The 21,810-nt window shown below is 70.9% G+C and carries 25 protein-coding genes; 15 read left to right on the top strand and 10 right to left on the bottom strand.

From position 1 onward, the window contains the following. Nucleotides 1-1,041 (top strand): PadR family transcriptional regulator, encoded by a 1,041-nt coding sequence (locus E5082_RS03315; protein WP_135789754.1) that lies wholly within the window; start codon nt 1-3, stop codon nt 1,039-1,041. A 22-nt stretch (nt 1,042-1,063) separates the two neighbouring features. Here E5082_RS03315 and E5082_RS03310 read toward each other — a convergent pair whose 3' ends face one another. From E5082_RS03310 to E5082_RS03295, 4 genes are all read right to left on the bottom strand, one after another. Next, complete coding sequence (locus tag E5082_RS03310) at nt 1,064-1,627, bottom strand: Clp protease N-terminal domain-containing protein (RefSeq protein ID WP_135789753.1); 564 nt, start codon at nt 1,625-1,627, stop codon at nt 1,064-1,066. Next, nucleotides 1,627-1,836, bottom strand: a complete 210-nt coding sequence (locus E5082_RS03305) for a helix-turn-helix domain-containing protein (protein WP_030807538.1) — start codon at nt 1,834-1,836, stop codon at nt 1,627-1,629. Before E5082_RS03305 ends, E5082_RS03310 begins: the two co-directional genes overlap by 1 nt. A 106-nt stretch (nt 1,837-1,942) precedes the next feature. Continuing rightward, a complete protein-coding gene (locus E5082_RS03300) occupies nt 1,943-2,908 on the bottom strand; it encodes a zinc-binding dehydrogenase (protein ID WP_135789752.1) in 966 nt (321 codons plus the stop codon). Nucleotides 2,909-3,078: 170 nt separating this feature from the next. Then, nucleotides 3,079-4,302 carry an NAD(P)-dependent malic enzyme gene (locus E5082_RS03295; RefSeq protein WP_130332249.1) on the bottom strand — a complete coding sequence of 408 codons (1,224 nt, stop codon included), beginning with the start codon at nt 4,300-4,302 and terminating at the stop codon, nt 3,079-3,081. Nucleotides 4,303-4,900: 598 nt separating this feature from the next. Here E5082_RS03295 and E5082_RS03290 point away from each other — a divergent pair. From E5082_RS03290 to E5082_RS03280, 3 genes are read left to right on the top strand one after another with little or no spacing between them, the layout of a single operon-like run. Continuing rightward, complete coding sequence (locus tag E5082_RS03290) at nt 4,901-5,854, top strand: ABC transporter substrate-binding protein (RefSeq protein WP_135789751.1); 954 nt, start codon at nt 4,901-4,903, stop codon at nt 5,852-5,854. A 37-nt stretch (nt 5,855-5,891) separates the two neighbouring features. Continuing rightward, a complete protein-coding gene (locus tag E5082_RS03285) occupies nt 5,892-6,827 on the top strand; it encodes an amino acid ABC transporter permease (protein ID WP_135789750.1) in 936 nt (311 codons plus the stop codon). A 47-nt stretch (nt 6,828-6,874) separates the two neighbouring features. Then, a complete protein-coding gene (locus tag E5082_RS03280) occupies nt 6,875-7,627 on the top strand; it encodes an amino acid ABC transporter ATP-binding protein (RefSeq protein WP_086691651.1) in 753 nt (250 codons plus the stop codon). 59 nt (nt 7,628-7,686) lie between these two features. On the opposite strand, the gene E5082_RS03275 is transcribed toward E5082_RS03280, so the two are convergent. Further along, a complete protein-coding gene (locus E5082_RS03275) occupies nt 7,687-8,502 on the bottom strand; it encodes a class I SAM-dependent methyltransferase (RefSeq protein ID WP_135789749.1) in 816 nt (271 codons plus the stop codon). A 47-nt stretch (nt 8,503-8,549) separates the two neighbouring features. Here E5082_RS03275 and E5082_RS03270 point away from each other — a divergent pair, with 47 nt between their 5' ends. Continuing rightward, a complete protein-coding gene (locus E5082_RS03270; RefSeq protein WP_135789748.1) occupies nt 8,550-9,197 on the top strand; it encodes a CGNR zinc finger domain-containing protein in 648 nt (215 codons plus the stop codon). Here E5082_RS03270 and sodX read toward each other — a convergent pair. Next, a complete protein-coding gene (gene sodX, locus E5082_RS03265; protein WP_135790122.1) occupies nt 9,083-9,514 on the bottom strand; it encodes a nickel-type superoxide dismutase maturation protease in 432 nt (143 codons plus the stop codon). The two genes, E5082_RS03270 and sodX, sit on opposite strands and share 115 nt — an antisense overlap. Before the next feature lie 144 nt (nt 9,515-9,658). On the opposite strand from sodX, the gene sodN reads away from it, so the two are divergent. From sodN to E5082_RS03240, 5 genes are all read left to right on the top strand, one after another. After that, the gene (gene sodN / locus E5082_RS03260; RefSeq protein WP_030807512.1) at nt 9,659-10,054 is read left to right on the top strand and encodes a superoxide dismutase, Ni; all 396 of its coding nucleotides are present in this window, start codon (nt 9,659-9,661) and stop codon (nt 10,052-10,054) included. Between the two features lie 317 nt (nt 10,055-10,371). Then, nucleotides 10,372-10,722, top strand: coding sequence for a hypothetical protein (locus E5082_RS03255; protein ID WP_135789747.1), 351 nt, complete (start codon nt 10,372-10,374; stop codon nt 10,720-10,722). 22 nt (nt 10,723-10,744) lie between these two features. Further along, nucleotides 10,745-11,149 carry a hypothetical protein gene (locus E5082_RS03250; protein ID WP_135789746.1) on the top strand — a complete coding sequence of 135 codons (405 nt, stop codon included), beginning with the start codon at nt 10,745-10,747 and terminating at the stop codon, nt 11,147-11,149. Then, on the top strand, nt 11,146-11,826 hold the full coding sequence (locus E5082_RS03245) for a hypothetical protein (protein WP_229918887.1): 681 nt from the start codon (nt 11,146-11,148) through the stop codon (nt 11,824-11,826). Before E5082_RS03250 ends, E5082_RS03245 begins: the two co-directional genes overlap by 4 nt. 213 nt (nt 11,827-12,039) lie before the next feature. Next, nucleotides 12,040-13,080, top strand: coding sequence for a YihY/virulence factor BrkB family protein (locus tag E5082_RS03240; RefSeq protein WP_135789745.1), 1,041 nt, complete (start codon nt 12,040-12,042; stop codon nt 13,078-13,080). 10 nt (nt 13,081-13,090) lie between these two features. Here E5082_RS03240 and E5082_RS03235 read toward each other — a convergent pair whose 3' ends face one another. The 3 genes from E5082_RS03235 to E5082_RS03225 form a co-directional block, all read right to left on the bottom strand. After that, nucleotides 13,091-13,447 carry a DUF952 domain-containing protein gene (locus E5082_RS03235; protein WP_135790120.1) on the bottom strand — a complete coding sequence of 119 codons (357 nt, stop codon included), beginning with the start codon at nt 13,445-13,447 and terminating at the stop codon, nt 13,091-13,093. 231 nt (nt 13,448-13,678) lie between these two features. After that, nucleotides 13,679-14,800: a family 2 encapsulin nanocompartment cargo protein polyprenyl transferase gene (locus E5082_RS03230; protein ID WP_135789744.1), complete on the bottom strand. Its 1,122-nt coding sequence runs from the start codon at nt 14,798-14,800 to the stop codon at nt 13,679-13,681. Nucleotides 14,801-14,876: 76 nt separating this feature from the next. Continuing rightward, on the bottom strand, nt 14,877-16,283 hold the full coding sequence (locus E5082_RS03225; protein ID WP_135789743.1) for a family 2B encapsulin nanocompartment shell protein: 1,407 nt from the start codon (nt 16,281-16,283) through the stop codon (nt 14,877-14,879). 287 nt (nt 16,284-16,570) lie between these two features. On the opposite strand from E5082_RS03225, the gene E5082_RS03220 reads away from it, so the two are divergent. Continuing rightward, the gene (locus E5082_RS03220) at nt 16,571-17,164 is read left to right on the top strand and encodes an N-acetylmuramoyl-L-alanine amidase (RefSeq protein ID WP_190045315.1); all 594 of its coding nucleotides are present in this window, start codon (nt 16,571-16,573) and stop codon (nt 17,162-17,164) included. A gap of 30 nt (nt 17,165-17,194) precedes the next feature. After that, on the top strand, nt 17,195-18,100 hold the full coding sequence (locus E5082_RS03215; RefSeq protein WP_135789742.1) for a 1-aminocyclopropane-1-carboxylate deaminase/D-cysteine desulfhydrase: 906 nt from the start codon (nt 17,195-17,197) through the stop codon (nt 18,098-18,100). On the opposite strand, the gene E5082_RS03210 is transcribed toward E5082_RS03215, so the two are convergent. Continuing rightward, nucleotides 18,097-19,692 (bottom strand): Na+/H+ antiporter, encoded by a 1,596-nt coding sequence (locus tag E5082_RS03210; RefSeq protein ID WP_135790118.1) that lies wholly within the window; start codon nt 19,690-19,692, stop codon nt 18,097-18,099. The genes E5082_RS03215 and E5082_RS03210 overlap by 4 nt on opposite strands. Before the next feature lie 60 nt (nt 19,693-19,752). On the opposite strand from E5082_RS03210, the gene E5082_RS03205 reads away from it, so the two are divergent. From E5082_RS03205 to E5082_RS03195, 3 genes are all read left to right on the top strand, one after another. After that, entirely contained in the window at nt 19,753-20,013 is a 261-nt protein-coding gene (locus tag E5082_RS03205) for a UBP-type zinc finger domain-containing protein (protein ID WP_135789741.1), read from the top strand. Between the two features lie 264 nt (nt 20,014-20,277). Continuing rightward, on the top strand, nt 20,278-20,694 hold the full coding sequence (locus E5082_RS03200; protein ID WP_018544439.1) for an ATP-binding protein: 417 nt from the start codon (nt 20,278-20,280) through the stop codon (nt 20,692-20,694). Further along, on the top strand, nt 20,691-21,800 hold the full coding sequence (locus E5082_RS03195; protein WP_135789740.1) for an RNA polymerase sigma factor SigF: 1,110 nt from the start codon (nt 20,691-20,693) through the stop codon (nt 21,798-21,800). The genes E5082_RS03200 and E5082_RS03195 overlap by 4 nt, the downstream gene beginning before the upstream one ends. Nucleotides 21,801-21,810 lie beyond the last annotated feature (10 nt).

The raw sequence follows: 21,810 nt of genomic DNA, 5'->3' as shown, positions 1-21,810 counted from the left end.
ATGCCCCCCGTCTTCGCCCACGGCCGCCTCCGCCTGTACCTCCTCAAGCTGCTCGACGAGGCCCCGCGCCACGGCTACGAGGTGATCCGGCTCCTCGAAGAGCGCTTCCAGGGTCTGTACGCCCCCTCGGCCGGCACGGTCTACCCGCGCCTGGCCAAGCTGGAGGCCGAGGGCCTGGTCACCCACACCACCGAGGGCGGCCGCAAGGTCTACTCGATCACCGACGCGGGCCGCGCCGAACTGGCCGAGCGCAGTGGTGAACTGGCCGACCTGGAAATGGAGATCGGCGAGTCCGTCGCGGAACTCGCCGCCGAGATCAAGGCCGACGTCCGGGGCGCCGCGGGCGACCTCCGGCGCGAGATGCGCGCGGCCGCCTCCCGTACCCGCGCCGGCAAGGCGGGCACCACCGGCTCCTATGAGGAACCGGGCGCCCGTAGTGACTCCGAGGCGTGGCGGACCGCCAAGGAGGAGATGCGCCGCGCCAAGCAGGAGTGGAAGGAGCAGGCCCGGCGCGCCAAGGACGAGAGCCGCCGCGCCCGCGAGGAGGCCCAGCAGGCCCGGCGCCAGGCACAGGAGGCGCAGTCGCGGGCCAACGCCCGGGCCCAGGAGGAGATGCGCCGTCTCGCGGGCCGGGTCCAGGAGCGGGTGCAGGACCATTTCACCCGCGGCGACTGGCCGACCGGGGTCCGCGAGGGCCTGGCCGAACTGGCGCGGGAGTTCGGCAACTTCGGCGACTTCGGCAAGGACGACACCCGGCGGACCGGCACGGCGGGCACCGGGAGCGTAAAGGCCGAGCCCGGCCCGGAGTACTCCGAGACCCCGCCGGACTTCCCGATGGAGTACCAGCCGGCCTGGACCCACGAGCCCTCCACCGGCGACCCCGCCCGTGACCTGGACCGTCTGCTGGACCGCTTCCGGGACGACGTGCGGGACGCGGCCCGCGACCACGGCGTCACCGAGACCCAGCTCCAGGACGTCCGCCGCCATCTGTCGACGGCGGCGGCCCATATCGGCGCGATACTCCACGGCCCGAAGGTCTGAGCCCCTCGACAGGGGGCTCGAGTCAGCCCGCCTGGGCGGCACCCTCGCCGTACAGGACCCGACGCAGCGACTCCTGGGTCACACCGTGGTCGGCGAGTACCTCGGCGGGGACTCCGGGCCGCACGGTGAGGGCGAGCAGGAGGTGCTCGTCGCCGATGCGCCGGTCACGGCGGCCGACGGCGGCGCGCAGCGCCCCCTCCAGCACGTCCTTGGCATCCTGCTCGAAGGTCCGGCGGCCCGGCCGGCCGCCCGTGTCACGCCGGTCGCCGGACAGGGCACCGGCACCGTGGGCCTCCTCGACCCTGGAGACGATCTCCGTGACGTCGATCCCGAGGCCGGCGAGCGCGTCCGCGTCCGCGCGGGTCAGGCCCGCCCGGCGCCGCGCCCCGGCCAGCGCCTCGCGCAGGGAGTCCTTGCGTTCGGCGAGGCCGAGCGCGGCGAAGGCGAAGGAGGCCCGGCTGCCTTCGCGGTCCAGGAGGGCGAGCAGCAGATGTTCGGCGCCGATGGACCGTGCGCCCGCCCGTTCCGCCTGCGCGACCGCGCCCTGGACGACCTCACGGGCGTCCTTGGTGAAGCGTTCGAACATCACTGCCTCCCGTATTTCTTGTGCACGGCCTGCCTGCTGACACCCAGCTCGGCGGCGATCTCCTGCCACGACCAGCCCTGATTGCGCGCCCCGCGCACCTGCACCGCCTCCAGTTGCTCCAGCAGCCTGCGCAGTGCGGCCACAGCCCGCAGCCCGACCCGCGGATCGCGGTCACCGGCCCGCTGGGCGAGATCCGTTGCATCCGTCATGATGTCAACCTAGGTTGACATCACCCAGGGCGTCAACCCAAGTTGACAAGAAGGTGCGCGAAAAGGCGGGCCCGGCGCCCCGGACCCGCCCGCTCCGCTGAGGAGTTCAGGAGTTGCTCAGCACGATCTTCCCGAAGTGCTCGCCGGACTCAAGCCGTTGGAAACCCTCACGGGCACGGTCCAGCGGGAGGATCTCGTCGATGACGGGACGTACCCCGGTCGTGGCGCAGAAGGCGAGCAGGTCCTCCAGCTCGTCCTTGGTGCCCATGGTGGAGCCGACGACCTTGAGTTCGAGGAAGAAGATCCGGGTCAGCTCGGCGTGCGAGGGGCGGTCGCCGCTGGTGGCGCCGGAGATCACGACGGTGCCGCCGGGGCGCAGGGACTTGATGGAGTGCGACCAGGTCGCGGCACCCACGGTCTCGATGACGGCGTCCACCCGCTGCGGCAGCCGCGCCCCCGGCTCCACGGCCTCGACGGCGCCCAGTTCCAGCGCCCGCTTCCGCTTGGCCTCGTCCCGGCTGGTGGCGAAGACCCGCAGCCCGGCGGCCCGGCCGAGCACGATGGCGGCCGTGGCGACGCCCCCGCCCGCGCCCTGGACCAGCACCGAGTCACCGGGCCGTACCCCGGCGTTGGTGAACAGCATCCGGTACGCGGTCAGCCAGGCGGTGGGCAGACAGGCGGCCTCGGCGAAGGAGAGTTCCTTCGGCTTGGGCAGCACGTTCCAGGCGGGGACGGCGACCTGTTCGGCGAAGGTGCCCTGGTAGCGCTCGGTGAGGATGGAGCGGGGCTCGCGGGGGCCGACCCCGTGACCGCTCTGGCCGATGACGGAGTGCAGGACGACCTCGTTGCCGTCCTCGTCGATCCCGGCGGCATCGCAGCCGAGGATCATCGGCAGCCGGTCCTCGGGGAGTCCGACACCCCGCAGGGACCAGAGGTCGTGGTGGTTGAGGGAGGCGGCACGGACGTCGACGGTGCTCCAGCCCGGCCGGGCCTCGGGGGCCGGACGCTCCCCCAACTCCAGGCCGGAGAGCGGCTGGTCACGGTCGATCCGGGCGGCATAGGCGGCGAACATGCCGTCGACGATAGATTCCGCCCCGCCGCGAAGGAACCGCCCGACGGTGTGACACACACCCTCTTGCGCGAGGCCACCCACCGGGTCCGGCCGGGCGAGTCCGCGGCACGCACGAACGGCCCCGCCCCCAGGGGGCGAGGCCGTTCCCGGCGAACGCTCGCGCGCAGGCGTCAGCGGCGGGCGACGCCCTCCGCGCGGGCCGCGGCCGCGACGGCGGCCGTGACCGCGGGGGCGACCCGCTCGTCGAACGGGGAGGGGATCACGTAGTCGGCGGAGAGGTCGTCGCCGACGACGGCGGCGAGCGCCTCGGCGGCGGCGATCTTCATGCCCTCGGTGATCCGGGAGGCCCGCACCTGGAGCGCACCGGCGAAGATGCCGGGGAAGGCGAGCACGTTGTTGATCTGGTTCGGGAAGTCCGAGCGCCCGGTGGCGACGACGGCCGCGTACTTGTGCGCGACCTCCGGGTGCACCTCGGGGTTGGGGTTGGCCATGGCGAAGACGAAGGCGCCCTTCGCCATGGAGGCGACCGCCTCCTCCGAGACCGTGCCGCCCGAGACGCCGATGAACACATCGGCGCCGGCCAGCGCGTCCTCCAGCGTGCCGGTGAGCTTGGCCTTGTTGGTGAAGGAGGCCAACTCCCGCTTGACGTCGGTCAGATCGGTCCGGTCGGCGGAGACGACGCCCTTGCGGTCGGCGACCGCCACGTCCCCGATGCCGGCCTCGATCAGCATCCGGGCGATGGCGACCCCGGCCGCCCCGGCCCCGGAGATGACGACGCGGAGCTGCCCGATCTCGCGCCCGCTGAGCCGGGCCGCGTTGCGCAGCGCCGCCAGCGTGACGACGGCGGTGCCGTGCTGGTCGTCGTGGAAGACCGGGATGTCCAGCCGCTCCTGCAGGCGCCGCTCGATCTCGAAGCAGCGCGGCGCGGAGATGTCCTCCAGGTTCACCCCGCCGAAGGAGGGGGCGAGCCGGACGACGGTCTCCACGATCTCGTCGACTCCGGTGCAGTCGAGGGCGATCGGCACCGCGTCGACCCCGCCGAACTGCTTGAACAGGATCGCCTTGCCCTCCATCACGGGGAGGGACGCCTCGGGACCGATGTCCCCGAGACCGAGCACGGCCGTGCCGTCGGTCACGACGGCGACGACCGAGGACTTCCAGGTGTAGTCGTTGACCAGCTCCGGCGTTTCCGCGATCGCGGTGCACACGCGCGCGACGCCGGGGGTGTACGCGAGGGAAAGGTCTTCCGTGTCCCGGATCGGCACGGTGGCCCGCACGGCCATCTTGCCGCCGCGGTGCAGGGCGAAGGCGGGGTCGAAGGAGTCCAGGGGCTCGGCCCCGCCCTCCGGTCCGGCACCGCTGTCGCTGCGAGGATTGACGATCTCCGCTGCCACTTTGTCTTACCCCTTAGGTATGCATGGTTGAGGGTCGACCACTCCGGGTGAGGAGTGGGCGGGCACCGCGCACGGCTCGATTGACGGATACGTACGAGCACATACGCGACGGGCGCGCCGCACACGCGCCCTGAGCCCCGGATGAGGGGTGTAAAGAACCTTCATACCGGACGGACGGGCGGACCACGAGTCCATTAGGCGCAAGGTCACATGTCGCCCCGGAAAGCCGCCCGGCCCTCCCACGCCTCCGCACACCCCTCGCACAGAGGGCCCGCGGGCGCACCTCAGAGGAACCTCAACCGCCGCGCGAATCCCCTCAATCACCGCACACCGGCCGTCCGGATCGTGAGACCCCCTGTGGATCTTCCGGTGTGAACAGCGTATTTCCGCAGATCATCCGGTCTGAATGGAGCGCGGATGTACCGACCTGATGCGGTTCTCGGTCACCCGTTATCCGATTTTGACATTGTGACGACCCTGAATGGCGTAGTCCGAATGGCAGGATGCCGTAAACCCACGAGGTCGCGGCACCCGAAGGTGTGTGTTCTCGTCGACCCCATCGGTACGTCTTCTCTTCCCATCCGCCGGAGGAACCACGATGACCGCAAGCTCCACCCGTCGTACGACCGCACGGTCCCGGATCGCAGCGGCCGGTGCGATCGCGGTCGCAGGCACCCTGCTCCTCACCGGCTGCGGTGACCAGACGAAGGCCAAGGACTCCGGCTCCGGCAGCGCCTCCTCCACCGCGCCCCTCGCCAAGCTGCTGCCCTCCGACATCCGGGACAAGGGCGAGATCAAGGTCGGTTCCGACATCCACTACGCCCCGGTCGAGTTCAAGGACTCCTCCGGCAAGGTCGTCGGCATCGACCCGGACCTCGCCACCGCCCTCGGTGACCAGCTCGGTGTGAAGTTCAGCTTCGAGGACGGCACGTTCGACGGACTGCTCACCGGTCTGCGCTCCGGCCGGTTCAACATGGCCATGTCCGCGATGACCGACAACAAGAACCGTCAGGAGGGCGTCGACCCCGACACGGGCAAGAAGGTCGGCGAGGGCGTCGACTTCGTCGACTACCTGACGGCCGGCGTCTCCATCTACACGCGCAAGGGCGAGACCAAGGGCATCACCGACTGGTCGGACCTGTGCGGCAAGAAGCTCGCCGTCCAGCGCGGCACGGTCTCGGAGGACCTGGCCAAGCAGGAGACCAAGAAGTGTCCGGCCGGCAAGAAAATCAGCATCGAGCCGTTCGACGACGACCAGCAGTCCCAGACCCGGCTGCGCTCCGGCGGTGTGGACGCCGCCTCCTCCGACTTCCCGGTCGCCGCCTACGCGGTGAAGACCTCCGGCGGCGGCAAGGACTTCGAGGTCGTGGGCGACCAGGTCGAGGCGGCCCCGTACGGCATCGCGGTCGCCAAGAAGGACACGCAGTTGCGTGACGCCCTGAAGGCCGCGCTGAACGCGATCATCAAGAACGGCGAGTACGCGAAGATCCTCCAGAAGTGGGGCGCGCAGGACGGCGCCGTCAAGGAAGCCGCGATCAACGGCGGCAAGTGATCCGCGGAACCTCAGCGGCCACCGAGAGGCAATACCTGTGACTGAGATCGAGAAGACGGCCGGGGGCCAGAGCGCTCCCCCGGCCGCGCCGGAGGCCATCAAGGCCATCCCGGTCAAGCACTACGGGCGGTACGTGTCCGCCGTCATCGCCATCGCGCTGCTCGCGGCGATCGTGTACGCCTTCAGCCAGGGCAAGATCAACTGGCACGCGATCCCGGACTACTTCTTCGACGACCGCATCCTGACCGGCGTCGGCAAGACCCTGCTGCTGACGGTCCTGTCGATGGTGATCGGCATCGTGGGCGGCATCGTCCTCGCGGTGATGCGGCTGTCGAAGAACCCGGTGACCTCGTCGATCGCCTGGTTCTACATCTGGTTCTTCCGTGGCACCCCGGTGCTGGTGCAGCTGTTCCTGTGGTTCAACCTGGGACTCGTCTTCGAGTACATCAACCTGGGCCCGATCTACAAGAACTACTGGTCGGACTTCATGACGCCGCTGCTGACGGCGCTGCTCGGCCTCGGCCTCAACGAGGCCGCGTACATGGCGGAGATCTGCCGTGCCGGTCTGCTCGCCGTGGACGAGGGCCAGACCGAGGCGTCCCACGCGCTGGGCATGAGCCACGCCAAGACGCTGCGCCGGGTCGTGATCCCGCAGGCGATGCGCGTGATCGTGCCGCCCACGGGCAACGAAGTGATCAACATGCTGAAGACGACCTCGCTCGTGGCGGCCGTCCAGTATCCCGAACTCTTCCGCTACGCCCAGGACATCGGCCAGAACTCCGGCGCACCGGTGGAGATGTACTTCCTCGCCGCCGCCTGGTACCTGATCATGACCTCGATCCTGAGCGTCGGCCAGTTCTACATCGAGCGCTACTACGCCCGAGGCTCCAGCCGTCAACTGCCTGCCACTCCCTGGCAGAAGGTGAAGGCGAACATGTTCTCCCTGGGCCGTCCGAAGGGAGGCGCGGCATGAGCGACAAGCTGAGCAAGAACGACACCCCGCCGAAGGCGGTCGTGCCGATGGTGAAGTCCGAGGGTGTGCACAAGTCCTTCGGCGCGGTCGAGGTGCTCAAGGGCATCGACCTGGAGGTGAAGCCGGGCGAGGTGTTCTGCCTCATCGGCCCCTCGGGCTCCGGCAAGTCGACATTCCTGAGGTGCATCAACCACCTGGAGAAGGTCAACGCCGGCCGCCTGTACGTCGACGGCGAGCTGGTCGGCTACCGCCAGAAGGGCGACAAGCTGTACGAGCTGCGGGACAGCGAGGTCGCGCTGAAGCGCCGGGACATCGGCATGGTCTTCCAGCGCTTCAACCTCTTCCCGCACATGACGGCCGCGGAGAACGTCGCCGAGGCACCCGTGCAGGTCAAGGGCGTCTCCAAGCGGGCGGCGCAGGAGCAGGCGATGCAGCTCCTGGAGCGGGTGGGCCTCGGCGACAAGGCCGGCAACTACCCCTCGCAGCTCTCCGGCGGCCAGCAGCAGCGCGTGGCGATCGCCCGGGCCCTCGCCATGGAGCCCAAGCTGATGCTCTTCGACGAGCCCACCTCGGCGCTCGACCCGGAGCTGGTCGGTGACGTCCTCGACGTCATGCGCGACCTCGCCGAGTCCGGCATGACGATGGTCGTCGTCACCCACGAGATGGGCTTCGCCCGCGAGGTCGGCGACAGCCTGGTCTTCATGGACGGCGGAGTGGTCGTCGAGTCCGGCCACCCCCGGGACGTCCTCACCAACCCCCGGCACGAACGCACCCAGTCGTTCCTGTCGAAGGTGCTGTAGCCGTCACGGACACACCGAGGGGCGGTACGGGTCACCCCGTACCGCCCCTCTTCCGTGCGTCACTTCAGCGCCAGCACCAGCGAGTCCGAGGGCGAGCACCACACCGGCCGGGCCTCGCCGAAGCCCTGCTCGCGGAGGGCAAAGGCGTGCCAGGAGGCGGACGGGGTGTCGCCGTCGGCGTGTTCGCCGTAGATCTCGAAGCGGCGGGCGGTGGGGCCGGCGAGGACCGGGTCCTGGCCGGCGAGCTGCCACCATTCGGCCCAGTCGAGGGCCCCGTCCCGCTTGGCCCGGTCCATCTGGGCGTGCCGCTGGGCGCGTTCGGCGGCGTTGATGCGGGGCGTGGACTCGTCGGTCATGTGATCGGCGTTCATGAACACCCCACCCTCCCGCACCAGCCCCGCGAGCTGCCCGTACAGCACGGTGAGCGGCTCGGTGCGCAGCCAGTGCAGGGCGGTGGCGGTGAGCACGGCGTCGTAGGAGTCGTACGGCAGCGCCGCCGGCCAGTCGGCGTCCTTGAGGTCGGCCTCGACCAAGGTCACCCGGTCGTCGCCCGCGAACGTGCCGCGGGCGATGGCGAGCAGGGCCGGATCGAGGTCGACCCCGGTGCTGGTCGCCTCCGGGAACCGGGCCAGCAGCCGCGCGGTGATCGTGCCCGTACCGCACGCGAGGTCGAGCACGCGCGGGGCCGTGCCGGCGAACGCCTCCACCATGTCGAGCATGACCCGGAACCGCTCCTCGCGGTCGGGCATGTACCACTCCTGCTGGCGGTCCCAGCTCTCCTGCCAGGCGGCCCAGTCCGTCCCCGTACCTATGGTGGTCACGATTCCCCATCCCCTCCCGCGCACGCGTAATACCCTGGAAGTGCGTCCGGCCATTACTCGACCGCAGACACGACCATAGAGCGCTCCCGTAAGGACTACAAGTGGAACTGGCCCATTACTCGGACTACGCCGTACGCCTCGTCAACAGCGAGGAGCCGGGCCAGGGCAAGGACTCCCTGACCTCGGTGGAGGCCGTGCGCGACCTCTTCGGCGGGAACGCGTCGGCGGCGCGCCGCGCCACCGACGCCGATGTCACGCGCTTCCGTTCGGTCCGCGGCAGGCTGCGCGCGGTGTTCGAGGCGGCGGACGAGGGGGACGAGACGCTGGCCGTGGACCTGCTGAACTCCCTGCTGCTGGAGTTCCCGGTCAGCCCGCAGATCTCCGGCCACGACCACCGCGACGACGACGGCCGCCCGCTGTGGCACATGCACCTGGCCGATCACCCGTCGAACGCGACCGCGGGCTACGCGGCCATCGCCGCCATGGGGCTGGCGTTCCATCTGACCGAGTACGGCGTCGACCGGCTGGGCCTGTGCCAGGCCGCCCCCTGCCGGAACGCCTACCTGGACACCTCCACCAACCGCTCCCGCCGCTACTGCTCCGACCGCTGCGCGACCCGCGCGAACGTCGCCGCCTACCGCGCCCGGAAGCGCCTGGCCGCCGACCGGTCCGACAGCAGCGGTCTGGCCGCGGAGAGCGCCCAGCGCACCACCGCCAGCGGCGAGCGCCGCCCGGCCGGCGGGCGGTAGCGCAGCCAGGCCCGCCCCAGGATCAGCTCCTCGGGCACGACCCCGTAGTCGGTGCTGTCCCCGCCGGCGTACGGGTTGTCGCCGAGCACCCACCAGCCGCCCTCGCGCCGCTCCACCGCCCGCTTGACGACCAGCAGGTCCTGCTGGAAGGGGTGGCGCAGGACGACGATCTGTCCCGGCCGGACGGGAGCGCCGTACCGCAGCAGCAGGCGGTCCCCGTGGTGGAGCGTGGGCACCATGGAGGGGCCCGTGACCTCGGCGAGCCCGAAGGGCGGCAGCGCTCTGCCCCGCTCGGTCTCCTGCGGCAGCTCCGGCATCCCCGGCACCTCCCCGGTCCGTTCCTCCACAGTCCCAGTCTGACCCCGGACTTTTGTCCTAAGCCCTGGGGGGCACTCGGGAAAACCAGTCCCTCAGGGAGTAATGTCCCACCTGAGAAGACGATCACGAGGAAGGAACGCTCCATGCTTTCCCGCCTGTTTGCCCCCAAGGTCAAGGTCAGCGCCCACTGCGACCTGCCCTGCGGTGTGTACGACCCCGCCCAGGCCCGCATCGAGGCGGAGTCGGTGAAGGCCATCCAGGAGAAGATGGCCGCCAACGACGACCTGCACTTCCAGATCCGTGCCACGGTGATCAAGGAGCAGCGCGCCGAGCTGGCCAAGCACCACCTGGACGTGCTCTGGAGCGACTACTTCAAGCCGCCGCACTTCGAGAGCTACCCCGAGCTGCACACGCTCATCAACGAGGCGGTCAAGTCCCTCTCCGCCGCCAAGGCCTCCACCGACCCGGCGACGGGCCAGAAGGCCCTGGACTACATCGCCCAGATCGACAAGATCTTCTGGGAGACGAAGAAGGCCTGATCCTTCGGGTCCAGCTTTTGTGACTACGTGACCGCACCCGGTCCGCAGGCCGCCGAGCACGGCGTCCATGGCGGCCCGGGTGCGGTCGTCTTCCTCGCCCCCCCGGAATGCCTCCCAAGCCCCGTTCCCCTTCCCGCTGCCGCAGAACTGGGCCTTCAACCAGGTCAAGGAGTACACGGTGAGCAACGGCTCCGACTCCTTCGCTCTGGACGCCGACGCCCACCGTCCGGGCAAGCGACCGCTATTCCTCCGGCTACACCTACTGCCAGGACCGCCTGGCCAAAATCGGCGTCGCTTCGAGCTTCGGCTTCAGCGACATGCTGGTCGACGCGGACGCCTACCTCATCGCCGAGCGTGTCCTGGCCGGTGTGCCGCTCACCACCGCGGTGCGCGAGCATTACCTGGAGGACGGCGGCAAGTCCCGTTTCACCCACTACCTGAGCAGCCGGTTCGGTGGCTCCCGTAACAGTGCCACCGACATCGCGCGCACCGCGCTCGTGATGGACTACGACCCCACCATCGACGGGGGCCGCCTGTGGCTCATCAAGAGCACGTCCGGCACGGCGTTCTTCATGCCGCCCGCCACCCTCCCCGCCGACAAGTTGACCGAGTTCTGCCAGGGATTCGCCGATGTGCTCGTTTCACGGGCCGCGTTGGAGAGCGCATGAGGCGTCCCGGCCTGGAGATGTGATGCTGACTGTCATCGCCATGGTGATCCTCGTGGCCCTTCTCGCACCCGTCTTCCTCGTCGGGCGTGGAATCACCCTGTGGCGCCGTGGGAGTCGCTGGCCGGCCGGCTTGCTCTTCTCCACGACGGGCTCGGTGCTCGTCTACGCGGCCACCCTCCTCTGGTTCGTCGTCCCCGTCGACTTCGCCAAGGGGTGCGGCCGGGAAGCGGTCCAGCCTCCGCGCAACGCGGACTGGTTCGAGCAGAGCGCCTTTCCGCTGACCGCCACCTGCCACTGGGACGACGGGCACAGCTACAGCTTCGTCCCGGCCTTCGCCAACCCGCTGATCTACGCCTGCATCGCCATCACCCTCATCTGTGCCGCCATGGCCATCCGCGACCAATACAGGAACGGACACACATCGTGAACGAGGCGTCGACACTCCGTCTGACCCGTCGGCAGGCCCTCCTGCTCGGCACCGGCCTGACGGCCGGAGTGGTGCTCTCGGGCACCGGAACCGCCACCGCCGCTGCACCCGCAGCGGCCGCCGGGAGATGGAACAGATCCACCTCCGCCAACGGGTGGCCCGTCGTGGAGCAGGCCACCCGCCACCGTGTGGAGGGCGCCGAGAAGGCGGAAGTCCCCCTTCTGGATGGCGACGTCGCCACCGTCCTCCTGTACGTCGCGCGCCGCTTCTCCTACGAGATCGACACGCTGCGCGTCGGTGACCTCCAAGGGCACACCACCGACCGCAGTGTCGGGGCCCCCTTCGAGAGCAACCACCTCTCGGGAACGGCCCTGGCCATCCGGCCGCTCTTCTACCCCCTCGGAGCGCAGCCGGGTACAGGGTTGACCGAACGGGAGAAGACCATCGTCCAGGACATCCTCGCGGACTGCGAAGGTGTCGTCGCCTGGGGTGGCGAGCTGACGCCGGTCAAGGAGTCCCACTTCCACATCGGTGTACGCCCCGGTGACCCGCGGCTGGAGCGCCTCGCCCGTCGCATCATCGGCTGGGACGCGACGCCAGGCCAGGGCGCGGGGGCCATTGACGCCTTCGACCCCGCCCGTGTGCGCAGGGCACGTAAGGCGCGGTCCGAGCGGTAACTCCCGGGGTCCCGGTCCGGATTCGGGCGTCGTTTCCTCATCCGGTTTTCGGCGTGACGTCGGCCTTCAGGACGTGATTGTCCTTGAAGGCCGACGTCGACCGGGAGGAGGGGGTCGGTGCCGACGCAGCCGCAGAAGGTCGGGGACCGCTGGAGACCGTGCTGGGCTGAACCGCGCCGACATAGGCGGCCGCTCACGGGACATCCGGCAGGCATGGAGAAATCGCTGAGGGGATTCGGGTCCCGTGACGAGGACGAGTCGGCCGGGCAGGACACGGGCCTCGGCCCGACGGAGCAGGTGGAGCGGCGGGCGCCGGACTCGCCGACGGATATGCCCGCGCGTTCCTGGGGTGCGGTGCTCAAGGGCACCGTGAAGGAGTTCCAGAAGGACGAGCTGGTCGACCGGGCGGCGTCGCTGACCTACTACGGTGTTCTCGCGCTCTTCCCGGCACTGCTCGCGCTGGTCTCTCTGCTCGGGCTGGCCGGCCGGTCCACGACCCAGAAGGTGCTGACCAACATCCAGCAGCTCGCCCCCGGGCCCGCCCGCGAGGTCCTGCGTGCCGCCGTGCAGCAGATGCAGGGCAAGGGCGGGGTCGGCTCGGTCATGGCGCTCGTGGGTCTGGCGCTCGCGGTGTGGTCGGCCTCCGGTTACGTGGCCGCCTTCATCCGCAGCGCCAACGCCGTGTACGACGTGCCCGAGGGCCGTCCGGTGTGGAAGCTGCTGCCCGTGCGGCTGGGGGTGACCGTGGTGCTCATGGTCATCGCCGTGATCAGCGCGCTGATCGTCGTCCTCACCGGCAGCGTGGCCCGGCAGGTCGGCACCACGCTGGGCATCGGCGACACGTTCCTGACGGTGTGGTCGATCGCCAAGTGGCCCGTGCTCGCCGTCCTGGTCACGATCATGATCGCGATCCTGTTCTGGGCGACCCCGAACGCCAAGATCCGCAGCATCCGCTGGATCACTCCGGGCAGCTTCCTCGCCCTGGTCGTCTGGCTGATCGCCTCGGCGGCCTTCGCGCTGTACGTGGCGAACTTCTCCTCCTACAACAAGACCTACGGCGCCATCGCGGGCGTGATCGTCTTCCTGGTGTGGCTGTGGCTCACCAACCTGGCCATCCTGCTCGGCCTGGAGTTCGACGCGGAGATGAGCCGCCACCGCGCCATCGCCGGTGGTCACCCGGCCGACGAGGAGCCCTACGTCGAGCCCCGCGACACCCGCACCTGGGACGAGGAGGACCGCAAGCGCCTCGGCTGACCCCGGGGGCTCAGCCGGCCGCCTTCCACTCCTCCACGTCCACCACCGCCGACACCGGCAGCGCCCCGTACACGTGCGGGAACTCCTCCCCCGCCGGTGGCATCGCCTCGTACTTCAGCGGGGCGTCCAGCAGGGCGGGGTCGACCACCAGGACCACCAGGTCGTCCCGGCCGGGGTCCTCGCCGTACAGGAAGGCGGCCACGCGCGGGAGTTGGGCGCGGGTGGAGAAGTGGATGTAGCCGACCTCCTGGAGGGTGCGGCCTCGGGTGGAGAACTCGTACGAGCCCTGCTCGCGGGCTGCTTCCCAGAGGGCGCGTTCGGTGATGTGGAGGATCGCGGGGTGCTGAGCATCCGGGTGCCGGGGCATGGGGGTCACGCTACGGGCGCAGGCCGGGTTGTGGCACGGGCCCGGTTTCCACACCGGCACCCACGCGCCGAGGGTCTTGCGGCGGCCGGCGACCATGTCGACGGACTCGCCACAGGTGGGGCAGACGTGGGCTTCCCTGTCCATAAGTCCAGGGTAGGCCGGATGGGTCCCGCGCACCGTGGGGATGCGCGGGACCCAAGCGGGCCAAGGGCCCAAGGGTGCAAAGGCGGCTCAGCTACTGCGCCGGGTGACGAACTCCGCCAGGGCCAGCAGACCCCCCGCCGCCTCCGGAGCCGGGACCGCACGGGCCAGTTCCTGCACCGCGCGGGCCATCCGGTCCGCCGCCTCCGCCTGGGCCCAGTCCCGGCCGCCCGCCTGCTCCACCGCGACCGTCGCCCGGGCGATCTCGGCGCCGTCCCCCGCCGTGTGCGGGCGGGTGTACAGCGCGGCCAGTTCGGCACCCGCCGGGGTGCCGGAGGTCAGCGCGGCGACCACGGGCAGGGACTTCTTGCGGACGGCGAGGTCGGCACCGGCCGGCTTGCCCGTGCGGCGGGGATCGCCCCATATGCCGATCACGTCGTCGATGAGCTGGAACGCCAGCCCGGCCTCCCGGCCGAAGGTGTCCAGCGCCGCCACCACCTCGTCCTCCGCGCCCGCGTACAGCGCGCCCAGGGCGCAGGCGCAGCCCAGCAGGGCGCCGGTCTTCGCCTCGGCCATGGCGAGCACCTCGTCGAGGGCGACCTCGCCGGGCGCGCGCTGTTCCAGGGCCGTGTCGGTCTGCTGTCCGGCGCACAGTTCGATCACGCACTCCGCGAGCCGGGCCGCCGCCCGGCCGGCGGCCGGGTGCGGATCAACGGCGAGCAGTCGCACCGCCAGGGCCTGGAGGGCGTCCCCGGTGAGGATCGCGTCGGGGACGCCGAACACGGCCCAGGCCGTGGGCCGGTGTCTGCGGGTGGTGTCGCGATCCATCACGTCGTCGTGCATCAGCGTGAAGTTGTGGACCAGTTCGACCGCCGCGGCGGCCCGCACGGCCGCCGCCCGCGCATTTGCACCGCCCAGCGCGGACGCCGCCGCGAGGACGAGGGCGGGGCGGATCGCCTTGCCCGCGTTGCCCGCCGCCGGGGTGCCGTCCGCGTGGCTCCAGCCGAAGTGGTAGAGCGCGATCCGGCGTAACTGCACCGGCAACGACTGGACGGCGGCGCGCAGTTCGGGGTCCACGACACCCCGGGTGCGCTCCAGCAGGACGACCGCGTCGTGCCCCGGCGTGTCCTCCGCCGCCCGGCGCGGCCTGGGTACCCCGTCCGACGACAATGGCGCCGGGTACTCCCCGGTCTCCACGGTGGATTCGCTCATGGTTCCCCCTCCCCGGCGAACACGGTGGGACCCCCGCCCCGGCCTCGGCCGCCGGGGCGGGAAGCAGGTGATCGCGTCACCGCCACCGGCCGATCTCCACGTTCTCCAGCACGCCCAGCGCGTCCGGCACCAGGACGGCGGCCGAGTAGTAGGCGGTCACCAGGTAGTTGATGACGGCCTGCTCGTTGATGCCCATGAAGCGCACCGACAGGCTGGGCTCGATCTCGTCCGGCAGGCCGGACTGGCGGAGGCCGATGACACCCTGCTCGGCCTCGCCGGTGCGCAGCGCGATGATCGAGGTGGTGCGGGCCTCGCTGACCGGGATCTTGTTGCACGGGTAGATCGGCACCCCGCGCCAGGTGGGGATGCGGTTGCCGCCCACGTCGATGGTCTCCGGGACCAGTCCGCGCTTGTTCAGCTCGCGCCCGATCGCCGCGATGGCGCGCGGGTGGGCGAGCAGGAACTTGGTGCCCCGGCGGCGGCTGAGCAGCTCGTCCAGGTCGTCCGGGCCGGGGACGCCGTCGTGCGGCTGGAGCCGCTGGTCGTACTCGCAGTTGTGCAGGAGACCGAACTCGCGGTTGTTGACCAGCTCGTGCTCTTGGCGCTCCTTCAGCGCCTCGACCGTGAGCCGCAACTGCTGCTCGGTCTGGTTCATCGGCTGGTTGTAGAGGTCGGCCACGCGGGAGTGGATGCGCAGCACGGTCTGGGCGATGCTGAGTTCGTACTCGCGCGGCCGCGCCTCGTAGTCCACGAAGGTGTGCGGGATGTCGGGCTCGCCGGAGTGGCCGGCCGCCAGCTCGACCTCCTTCTCGCCGTACTTGTTGGTCCGCTGGTCCGGGAGCGCGCGCAGCCGGGCGACGTGCTCGCTCAGGGAGTCGGAACGCTCGGCGACCTGCTCGAAGTCCGAGCGGCTGAGCACGAGCACCGTGCACGCGGTGGCGGCGCGGGCGGTGTACTCCCAGATGGCGTCGGGGTCGAGCAGCGCCTGTTCGCCGAAGTAGGCGCCGTCGGCGAGGACTCCGAGCACCGCGTCGTCGCCGTACGGACCGGTGCCGATCTTCTCCACGCGGCCATGGGCGAGCAGGTACACCTTCTCGGTGCGGGTGCCGAAGGAGCTGATCACGTCGCCCGCGGCGATGTCGCGCTGCCGGCAGCGCCGGGCCAGCTCGGTGAGCACCTCTTCGTCCTCGTACGAGCGCAGCGCGGGCAGTTCGCCCAGCTCGGCCGGGATGACCTCGACCTGGTCCCCCGTCTTCACGAAGGTGATGCGGCCGTCCCCCACGGCGTACGTCAGCCTCCGGTTCACCCGGTACGCGCCGCCCTGGACGTCGACCCAGGGCAGGTTGCGCAGCAGCCAGCGGGAGCTGATCTCCTGCATCTGGGGTGCGGACTTGGTGGTGGTGGCCAGGTTCCGCGCGGCCGCCGTGCCCAGGGACTGCTGCGGCTTGCCCTGCTCCGTGCGGACCTCTTCGCCTACCGACATAAGGAATTGCCCTCCCATGTATCCCGTGCCGGATCTCGCCGGCCACCGGTCTCGGGGCCGAGCTTTCCATCACGGAGCGTGCCCGCACCATTACCCGAAAGGAGGGGAATGGATCATCGGACTACTGGGCAGACTGGGCGACCCGGCCGAGGAAAATGGCCGGATCGACTCGTACAGCGAGCGACCGATGTGGTTCCCACCCCCGTGCGTCGGTACAAGCACCGTGACGGGTGGGCCGGGACGGCCGGTCCGCCCAGAACTTCCCGAACGGTACGAAGGAGGCGGCCATGTCCCCACCCATGTCCGCGAGCGGTTTTCTGAGCGCGCTGAAGGCCGAGGGCCTCAAGGTCGTGGAGGTCGGCAACTGGCGGACCCACAACCGCAACCACAAGGGCCCCTGGGGTCCGATGCACGGCGTCATGATCCACCACACGGTGACCAGCGGCAGCGCCCGCACCGTGGAGCTGTGCCGCGACGGCTACGACGAGCTTCCCGGCCCGCTCTGCCACGGCGTGATCACCAAGGACGGCAAGGTCCACCTGGTCGGCTACGGCCGCGCCAACCACGCCGGTCTCGGTGACGACGAGGTGCTCCGCGCGGTCATCGCCGAGAAGGGCCTGCCGCCCGACAACGAGTCCAACACCGACGGCAACCGGTACTTCTACGGCTTCGAGTGCGAGAACCTCGGCGACGGCGAGGACCCCTGGCCCGAGGCCCAGATGGACGCGATCGTGCGGGCCGCCGCCGCGATCTGCCGCCACCACGGCTGGTCGGAACGTTCGGTCATCGGCCACCTGGAGTGGCAGCCCGGCAAGGTGGACCCGCGCGGCTTCACCATGTCCTCGCTCCGCTCACGGATCAAGGCCCGGCTCAAGGACTGAGCCCCCTGCCGAAGGGGCGACAATGGCCGGATGACCAGCGCCGACCCCCTCGCTCCGGCACTCCCCTCCCCCCTCACGGAGGTGCGGGACGACCGCTTCTCCCGGCACGGCGTGCGGCTGCTGCTCAAGCGGGACGATCTGATCCACCCGGAGCTGATCGGCAACAAGTGGCGCAAGCTCGTACCGAACATCGAGGCGGCGCGGGGCCGGGCGCTGGTCACCTTCGGTGGCGCGTATTCCAACCATCTGCGCGCCACCGCGGCCGCCGGGCGGCTGCTCGGGCTGCCCACCATCGGCGTGGTGCGCGGCGACGAACTGGCCGGCCGCCCGCTGAACCCGTCCCTGGCCGGGTGCGCGGCCGACGGCATGCGGCTGCACTTCACCGACCGGGCCACGTACCGGCGCAAGGGCGAGCCGGAGACCCTGGCGGCGCTCCTGCACGCGGCCCGGGCGGAGGGCGCGTATGTCGTCCCCGAGGGCGGCAGCAATGCCGAGGCGGTACGCGGCTGCGTGGCGCTGGGCGAGGAGCTGGCGGGCCGCGCGGAGGTCGTCGCGGTGGCCTGCGGCACCGGTGGCACGCTCGCCGGACTGGCCGCCGGTCTCGCCCCCGGACAGCGCGCGCTCGGCGTGCCCGTGCTCAAGGGCGGCTTCCTGGCGGCCGAGGTGGCCGCGCTCCAGGAGCGGGCCTTCGGCGCCCGCACCGGCGACTGGTCGCTGGAGGAGCGCTTCCACTTCGGCGGCTACGCCCGTACGACCCCGGAACTGGACGCCTTCGCGGCCGACTTCGAGGACCGGCACGGGGTGCCCGTGGAGCGGCTGTATGTCGCCAAGTTGCTGTACGCGCTCACCGCACTGGCCGAGGAGGGCGCCTTCCCGCGCGGGACCGCCGTGGCCGCGGTGATCACCGGACGGCCCTTCCCGGACAGTACGTTTTAGGCCACTTCCCGGTCCGCGGCCGCCTCCTCCAGGTCGAGCCGGCGCAGCAGGGCACGGAGCATCTCGTCGTCGATGTAGCGGTGGTCGCGCAGGCGTACGAAGACGTCGCGCTCGGCGCTGATCATCTCGCGGGACAGCCGGCGGTAGGTGTCGTCCACGGACTCGCCGGTGACGGGGTTGGTCTGGCCCAGGCGTTCCCAGACCGCGTTGCGGCGACGCTCCAGCGCCGCGCGCAGCCGTTCGGCGAGCGGTTCGGGCAGGGCGTTGCGCTCGTCGTTGAGGAGTTCTTCGAGCCGGTTCTCGGCCGCGCGGGACGCCTGGGCCTGGGCGTTGGCCTCGGCGAGGGTGTCCGCGCGCGGGTCGCGGGGCGGGAAGCGCAGGGCCCGGATCAGCGGGGGCAGGCTCAGGCCCTGGATGACCAGGGTGCCGATGACCGTGGTGAACGTCAGGAAGAGGATCAGGTTGCGCTGCGGGAAGGGGTGCCCCCCGTGCACGGTGACCGGGATGGAGAAGGCGATGGCGAGCGAGACCACGCCCCGCATCCCGGCCCAGCCGGTGACCAGGGCGCCCTGCCAGGTGGGGTTCTCCTCGCGTTCCCGGATGCGGGCGGACAGCAGGCGGGGCAGGAATGCGGCCGGGTAGACCCACACGAGCCGGGCCACGACGACCACCACGAAGAGGACCGCGGCGTAAACGACCGCCCGTGTGCCCTCGTTGGGGCCCAGCCCCTCGACGACGACCCGCAGCTGGAGCCCGATCAGGGCGAAGACGGCGGACTCCAGGATGAAGGCGACCATCTTCCACACCGCCTCCTCCTGGAGCCGGGTGGCGAAGTCGACCTCCCACGCACGGTGCCCGAGGTAGAGCGCGACGACCACGACCGCGAGCACCCCGGAGGCGTGGAACTGCTCGGCGACGCTGTAGGCGACGAACGGGATCAGCAGCGACAAGGTGTTCTGCAGGAGCGGCTCACGCAGATGCGTGCGCAGCCAGTGCAGCGGTGCCATCAGCACGAGCCCGACCCCGACACCCCCGACCGCGGCGATCAGGAACTCGACCAGCCCGCCCGCCCAGGTGGCGCCCTCCCCGATGGCGGCGGCGAGCGCGACCTTGTACGCGGTGATGGCGGTGGCGTCGTTCAGCAGGGACTCGCCCTGGAGGATCGTGGTGATCCGGGACGGCAGCCCGAGCCGGCGGGCGACCGCGGTGGCCGCGACCGCGTCGGGCGGCGCCACCACCGCCCCCAGCACCAGCGCGGCGGTCAGCGGCAGGCCGGGCACGATCAGATGGGCGACCCAGCCCACGACGACCGTGGCGAACAGGACGTAGCCCACCGACAGCAGCGCCACCGGCCGCGCCTGGGCGCGCAGGTCCAGGTAGGAGCTGTCGGTCGCCGAGGTGTAGAGCAGCGGGGGCAGCAGCAGCGGGAGGACCACCTTGGGGTCGAGGGTGTAGTCCGGCACTCCCGGCAGATAGGAAGCGACGAGGCCGGCGGCGACCAACAGCAGGGGCGCGGGTACCGGCCCGCGCCGGGCGATCCCCGCGATGGCCGCGCTCCCGGCGATCAGCAGCAGGAGCGGCATCACGTCCATGTCCTCGCCCACCCTCATTCTCCGCGCGGATTTCCGCGCTCCCGACGTAATCTGGCAATCATGAAACAGTGCACGCACGTCGCCGTGCTGCCGCTCCCGGAACCCGGCCCGCTGAGCGAGACGTGCCTGGAGTGTCTCGCGGACGGGACCGACCCGGTGCAGTTGCGGCTCTGCCTCAGCTGTGGACATGTCGCCTGCTGCGACTCCTCGCCCAACCGGCACGCCACGAAGCACCACGCGGACTCGGGTCACCCGGTGATGCGGACGTTCGAACCCGGAGACGACTGGCGGTGGTGTTTCGTGGACCACGTACTCGTGTGACAGTGGACGGCACGGCGGTGTTCCCGGTGGTTCGAGCGCCCGATGCCTGGGTACGTCAATCCGGCGCGCGCTCTTCCCATTTGAATCCGCCCCACCCCCTAGACACGGAGCGTATACGGAGCTTTACTGTGAGTAACGCCAGGGGGCCGGGGGTGCGGGGACAGGAACGTTCCGAGCGCGATAGCGTCACCGCGGAACCACGTATGCGTTACCCCGGGGGGCGACCCTCGGCCCCGTGAAGCTTGTACCACCATGGAGGTGAGGGTGTCCCAGATCGCAGGCGAGCCCACGGCGAACCAGGACTTCGTGGAAGTCCGGCTTCCGGCCGCGGGTGCCTACCTGTCGGTGCTGCGGACGGCCACGGCCGGTCTGGCGGCCCGCTTGGACTTCACCCTGGACGAGATCGAGGACCTGCGCATCGCGGTCGACGAGGCCTGCGCGATCCTGCTCCAGCAGGCCGTGCCCGGCTCCGTGCTGAGCTGCGTCTTCCGCCTCGTCGACGACTCGCTGGAGGTCACGGTGTCCGCTCCGACCACCGACGGCCACGCCCCGTCGCGCGACACGTTCGCCTGGACCGTGCTGTCGGCCCTGGCGGGCAAGGTGTCGTCCGCCGTCGACGAGGACCGGACCGTGTCGATCAGTCTCTACAAACAGCGCGGCGCGGGCCCCGGCCCGGCGTGAGGAACGGGGACGGTCCGGTGCGGGACGAAGAGCGCGGCGCGCGAGAACTGCCGGCCAAGCAGGCCGAGAGCCTGCGGGCGGTCCCCCAGGACGGCCCCCGGCACATGGCCGACGGCGTCGACGGCATCCCCGAGCAGGCCCGGCCCCACCCGGAGGAAGACTCCGCGCGGGCCGGCGGCGAGGGTGCCGTGCGGAGCGCGCCTCCGGGGGAGCGCGGCGGGGAGCGGCCCGCCGACCGCGCGGGGGCGAGGGGTCGGGGAAGGGCTACGGGCGGGACGATGAGCGAGCACGAGCGATACGCCGAGGACACCGCGCCGGGCGCGGAGACCGTCCGGGCGGCACGGCACGACCCGCACGACCGCAGCGGGGCGCGGGCGCTCTTCGTGGAGCTGCGCGGCCTGAAGGACGGCAGCCCGGAGTACGCGGAGCTGCGCAACCGGCTGGTCCGCATGCATCTGCCGCTCGTCGAGCATCTGGCGCGCCGCTTCCGCAACCGGGGCGAGCCCCTGGACGACCTCACCCAGGTCGCCACCATCGGACTGATCAAGTCGGTGGACCGGTTCGACCCGGAGCGGGGCGTGGAGTTCTCCACGTACGCCACCCCCACGGTCGTCGGTGAGATCAAGCGGCACTTCCGGGACAAGGGCTGGGCAGTGCGGGTGCCGCGCCGGCTCCAGGAGCTGCGGCTCGCGCTGACCACGGCGACGGCCGAGCTGTCGCAGCTGCACGGCCGCTCCCCCACGGTGCACGAGCTGGCCCAGAAGCTGGCGATCTCCGAGGAGGAGGTGCTGGAGGGGCTGGAGTCGGCGAACGCGTACTCGACGCTGTCGCTGGACGTCCCCGACACCGACGACGAGTCCCCGGCGGTCGCCGACACCCTCGGCGCGGAGGACGAGGCGCTGGAGGGTGTGGAGTACCGGGAGTCGCTCAAGCCGCTGCTGGAGGACCTCCCGCCGCGCGAGAAGCGCATCCTGCTGCTGCGCTTCTTCGGCAACATGACCCAGTCGCAGATCGCGCAGGAGGTCGGCATCTCGCAGATGCACGTCTCCCGGCTGCTGGCCCGCACCCTGGCCCAGTTGCGGGAGAAGCTCCTGGTGGAGGAGTAGAGGCGCCCGG

This window comes from Streptomyces griseoluteus (assembly GCF_004784465.1).
Lineage (GTDB): Bacteria > Actinomycetota > Actinomycetes > Streptomycetales > Streptomycetaceae > Streptomyces > Streptomyces griseoluteus.
The sequence above is the reverse complement of the archived record's forward strand: the minus strand, read 5'-3'. Positions and strand labels throughout refer to the sequence as shown.

Bases quoted from the DNA above. Each gene is read 5' to 3' on its own strand.
- E5082_RS03310 (WP_135789753.1), bottom strand. From the start codon at position 1,627: ATGTTCGAACGCTTCACCAAGGACGCCCGTGAGGTCGTCCAGGGCGCG.
- E5082_RS03240 (WP_135789745.1), top strand. From the start codon at position 12,040: ATGGAGAAATCGCTGAGGGGATTCGGGTCCCGTGACGAGGACGAGTCG.
- E5082_RS03315 (WP_135789754.1), top strand. From the start codon at position 1: ATGCCCCCCGTCTTCGCCCACGGCCGCCTCCGCCTGTACCTCCTCAAG.
- E5082_RS03215 (WP_135789742.1), top strand. From the start codon at position 17,195: ATGACCAGCGCCGACCCCCTCGCTCCGGCACTCCCCTCCCCCCTCACG.
- E5082_RS03220 (WP_190045315.1), top strand. From the start codon at position 16,571: ATGTCCCCACCCATGTCCGCGAGCGGTTTTCTGAGCGCGCTGAAGGCC.
- E5082_RS03255 (WP_135789747.1), top strand. From the start codon at position 10,372: ATGCTGGTCGACGCGGACGCCTACCTCATCGCCGAGCGTGTCCTGGCC.
- E5082_RS03250 (WP_135789746.1), top strand. From the start codon at position 10,745: ATGCTGACTGTCATCGCCATGGTGATCCTCGTGGCCCTTCTCGCACCC.
- E5082_RS03210 (WP_135790118.1), bottom strand. From the start codon at position 19,692: ATGGACGTGATGCCGCTCCTGCTGCTGATCGCCGGGAGCGCGGCCATC.
- E5082_RS03230 (WP_135789744.1), bottom strand. From the start codon at position 14,800: ATGAGCGAATCCACCGTGGAGACCGGGGAGTACCCGGCGCCATTGTCG.
- E5082_RS03205 (WP_135789741.1), top strand. From the start codon at position 19,753: ATGAAACAGTGCACGCACGTCGCCGTGCTGCCGCTCCCGGAACCCGGC.
- E5082_RS03290 (WP_135789751.1), top strand. From the start codon at position 4,901: ATGACCGCAAGCTCCACCCGTCGTACGACCGCACGGTCCCGGATCGCA.
- E5082_RS03225 (WP_135789743.1), bottom strand. From the start codon at position 16,283: ATGTCGGTAGGCGAAGAGGTCCGCACGGAGCAGGGCAAGCCGCAGCAG.
- sodX (WP_135790122.1), bottom strand. From the start codon at position 9,514: ATGCCGGAGCTGCCGCAGGAGACCGAGCGGGGCAGAGCGCTGCCGCCC.
- E5082_RS03300 (WP_135789752.1), bottom strand. From the start codon at position 2,908: ATGTTCGCCGCCTATGCCGCCCGGATCGACCGTGACCAGCCGCTCTCC.
- E5082_RS03275 (WP_135789749.1), bottom strand. From the start codon at position 8,502: ATGGCCGGACGCACTTCCAGGGTATTACGCGTGCGCGGGAGGGGATGG.
- E5082_RS03280 (WP_086691651.1), top strand. From the start codon at position 6,875: ATGGTGAAGTCCGAGGGTGTGCACAAGTCCTTCGGCGCGGTCGAGGTG.
- E5082_RS03305 (WP_030807538.1), bottom strand. From the start codon at position 1,836: ATGACGGATGCAACGGATCTCGCCCAGCGGGCCGGTGACCGCGATCCG.
- E5082_RS03235 (WP_135790120.1), bottom strand. From the start codon at position 13,447: ATGCCCCGGCACCCGGATGCTCAGCACCCCGCGATCCTCCACATCACC.
- sodN (WP_030807512.1), top strand. From the start codon at position 9,659: ATGCTTTCCCGCCTGTTTGCCCCCAAGGTCAAGGTCAGCGCCCACTGC.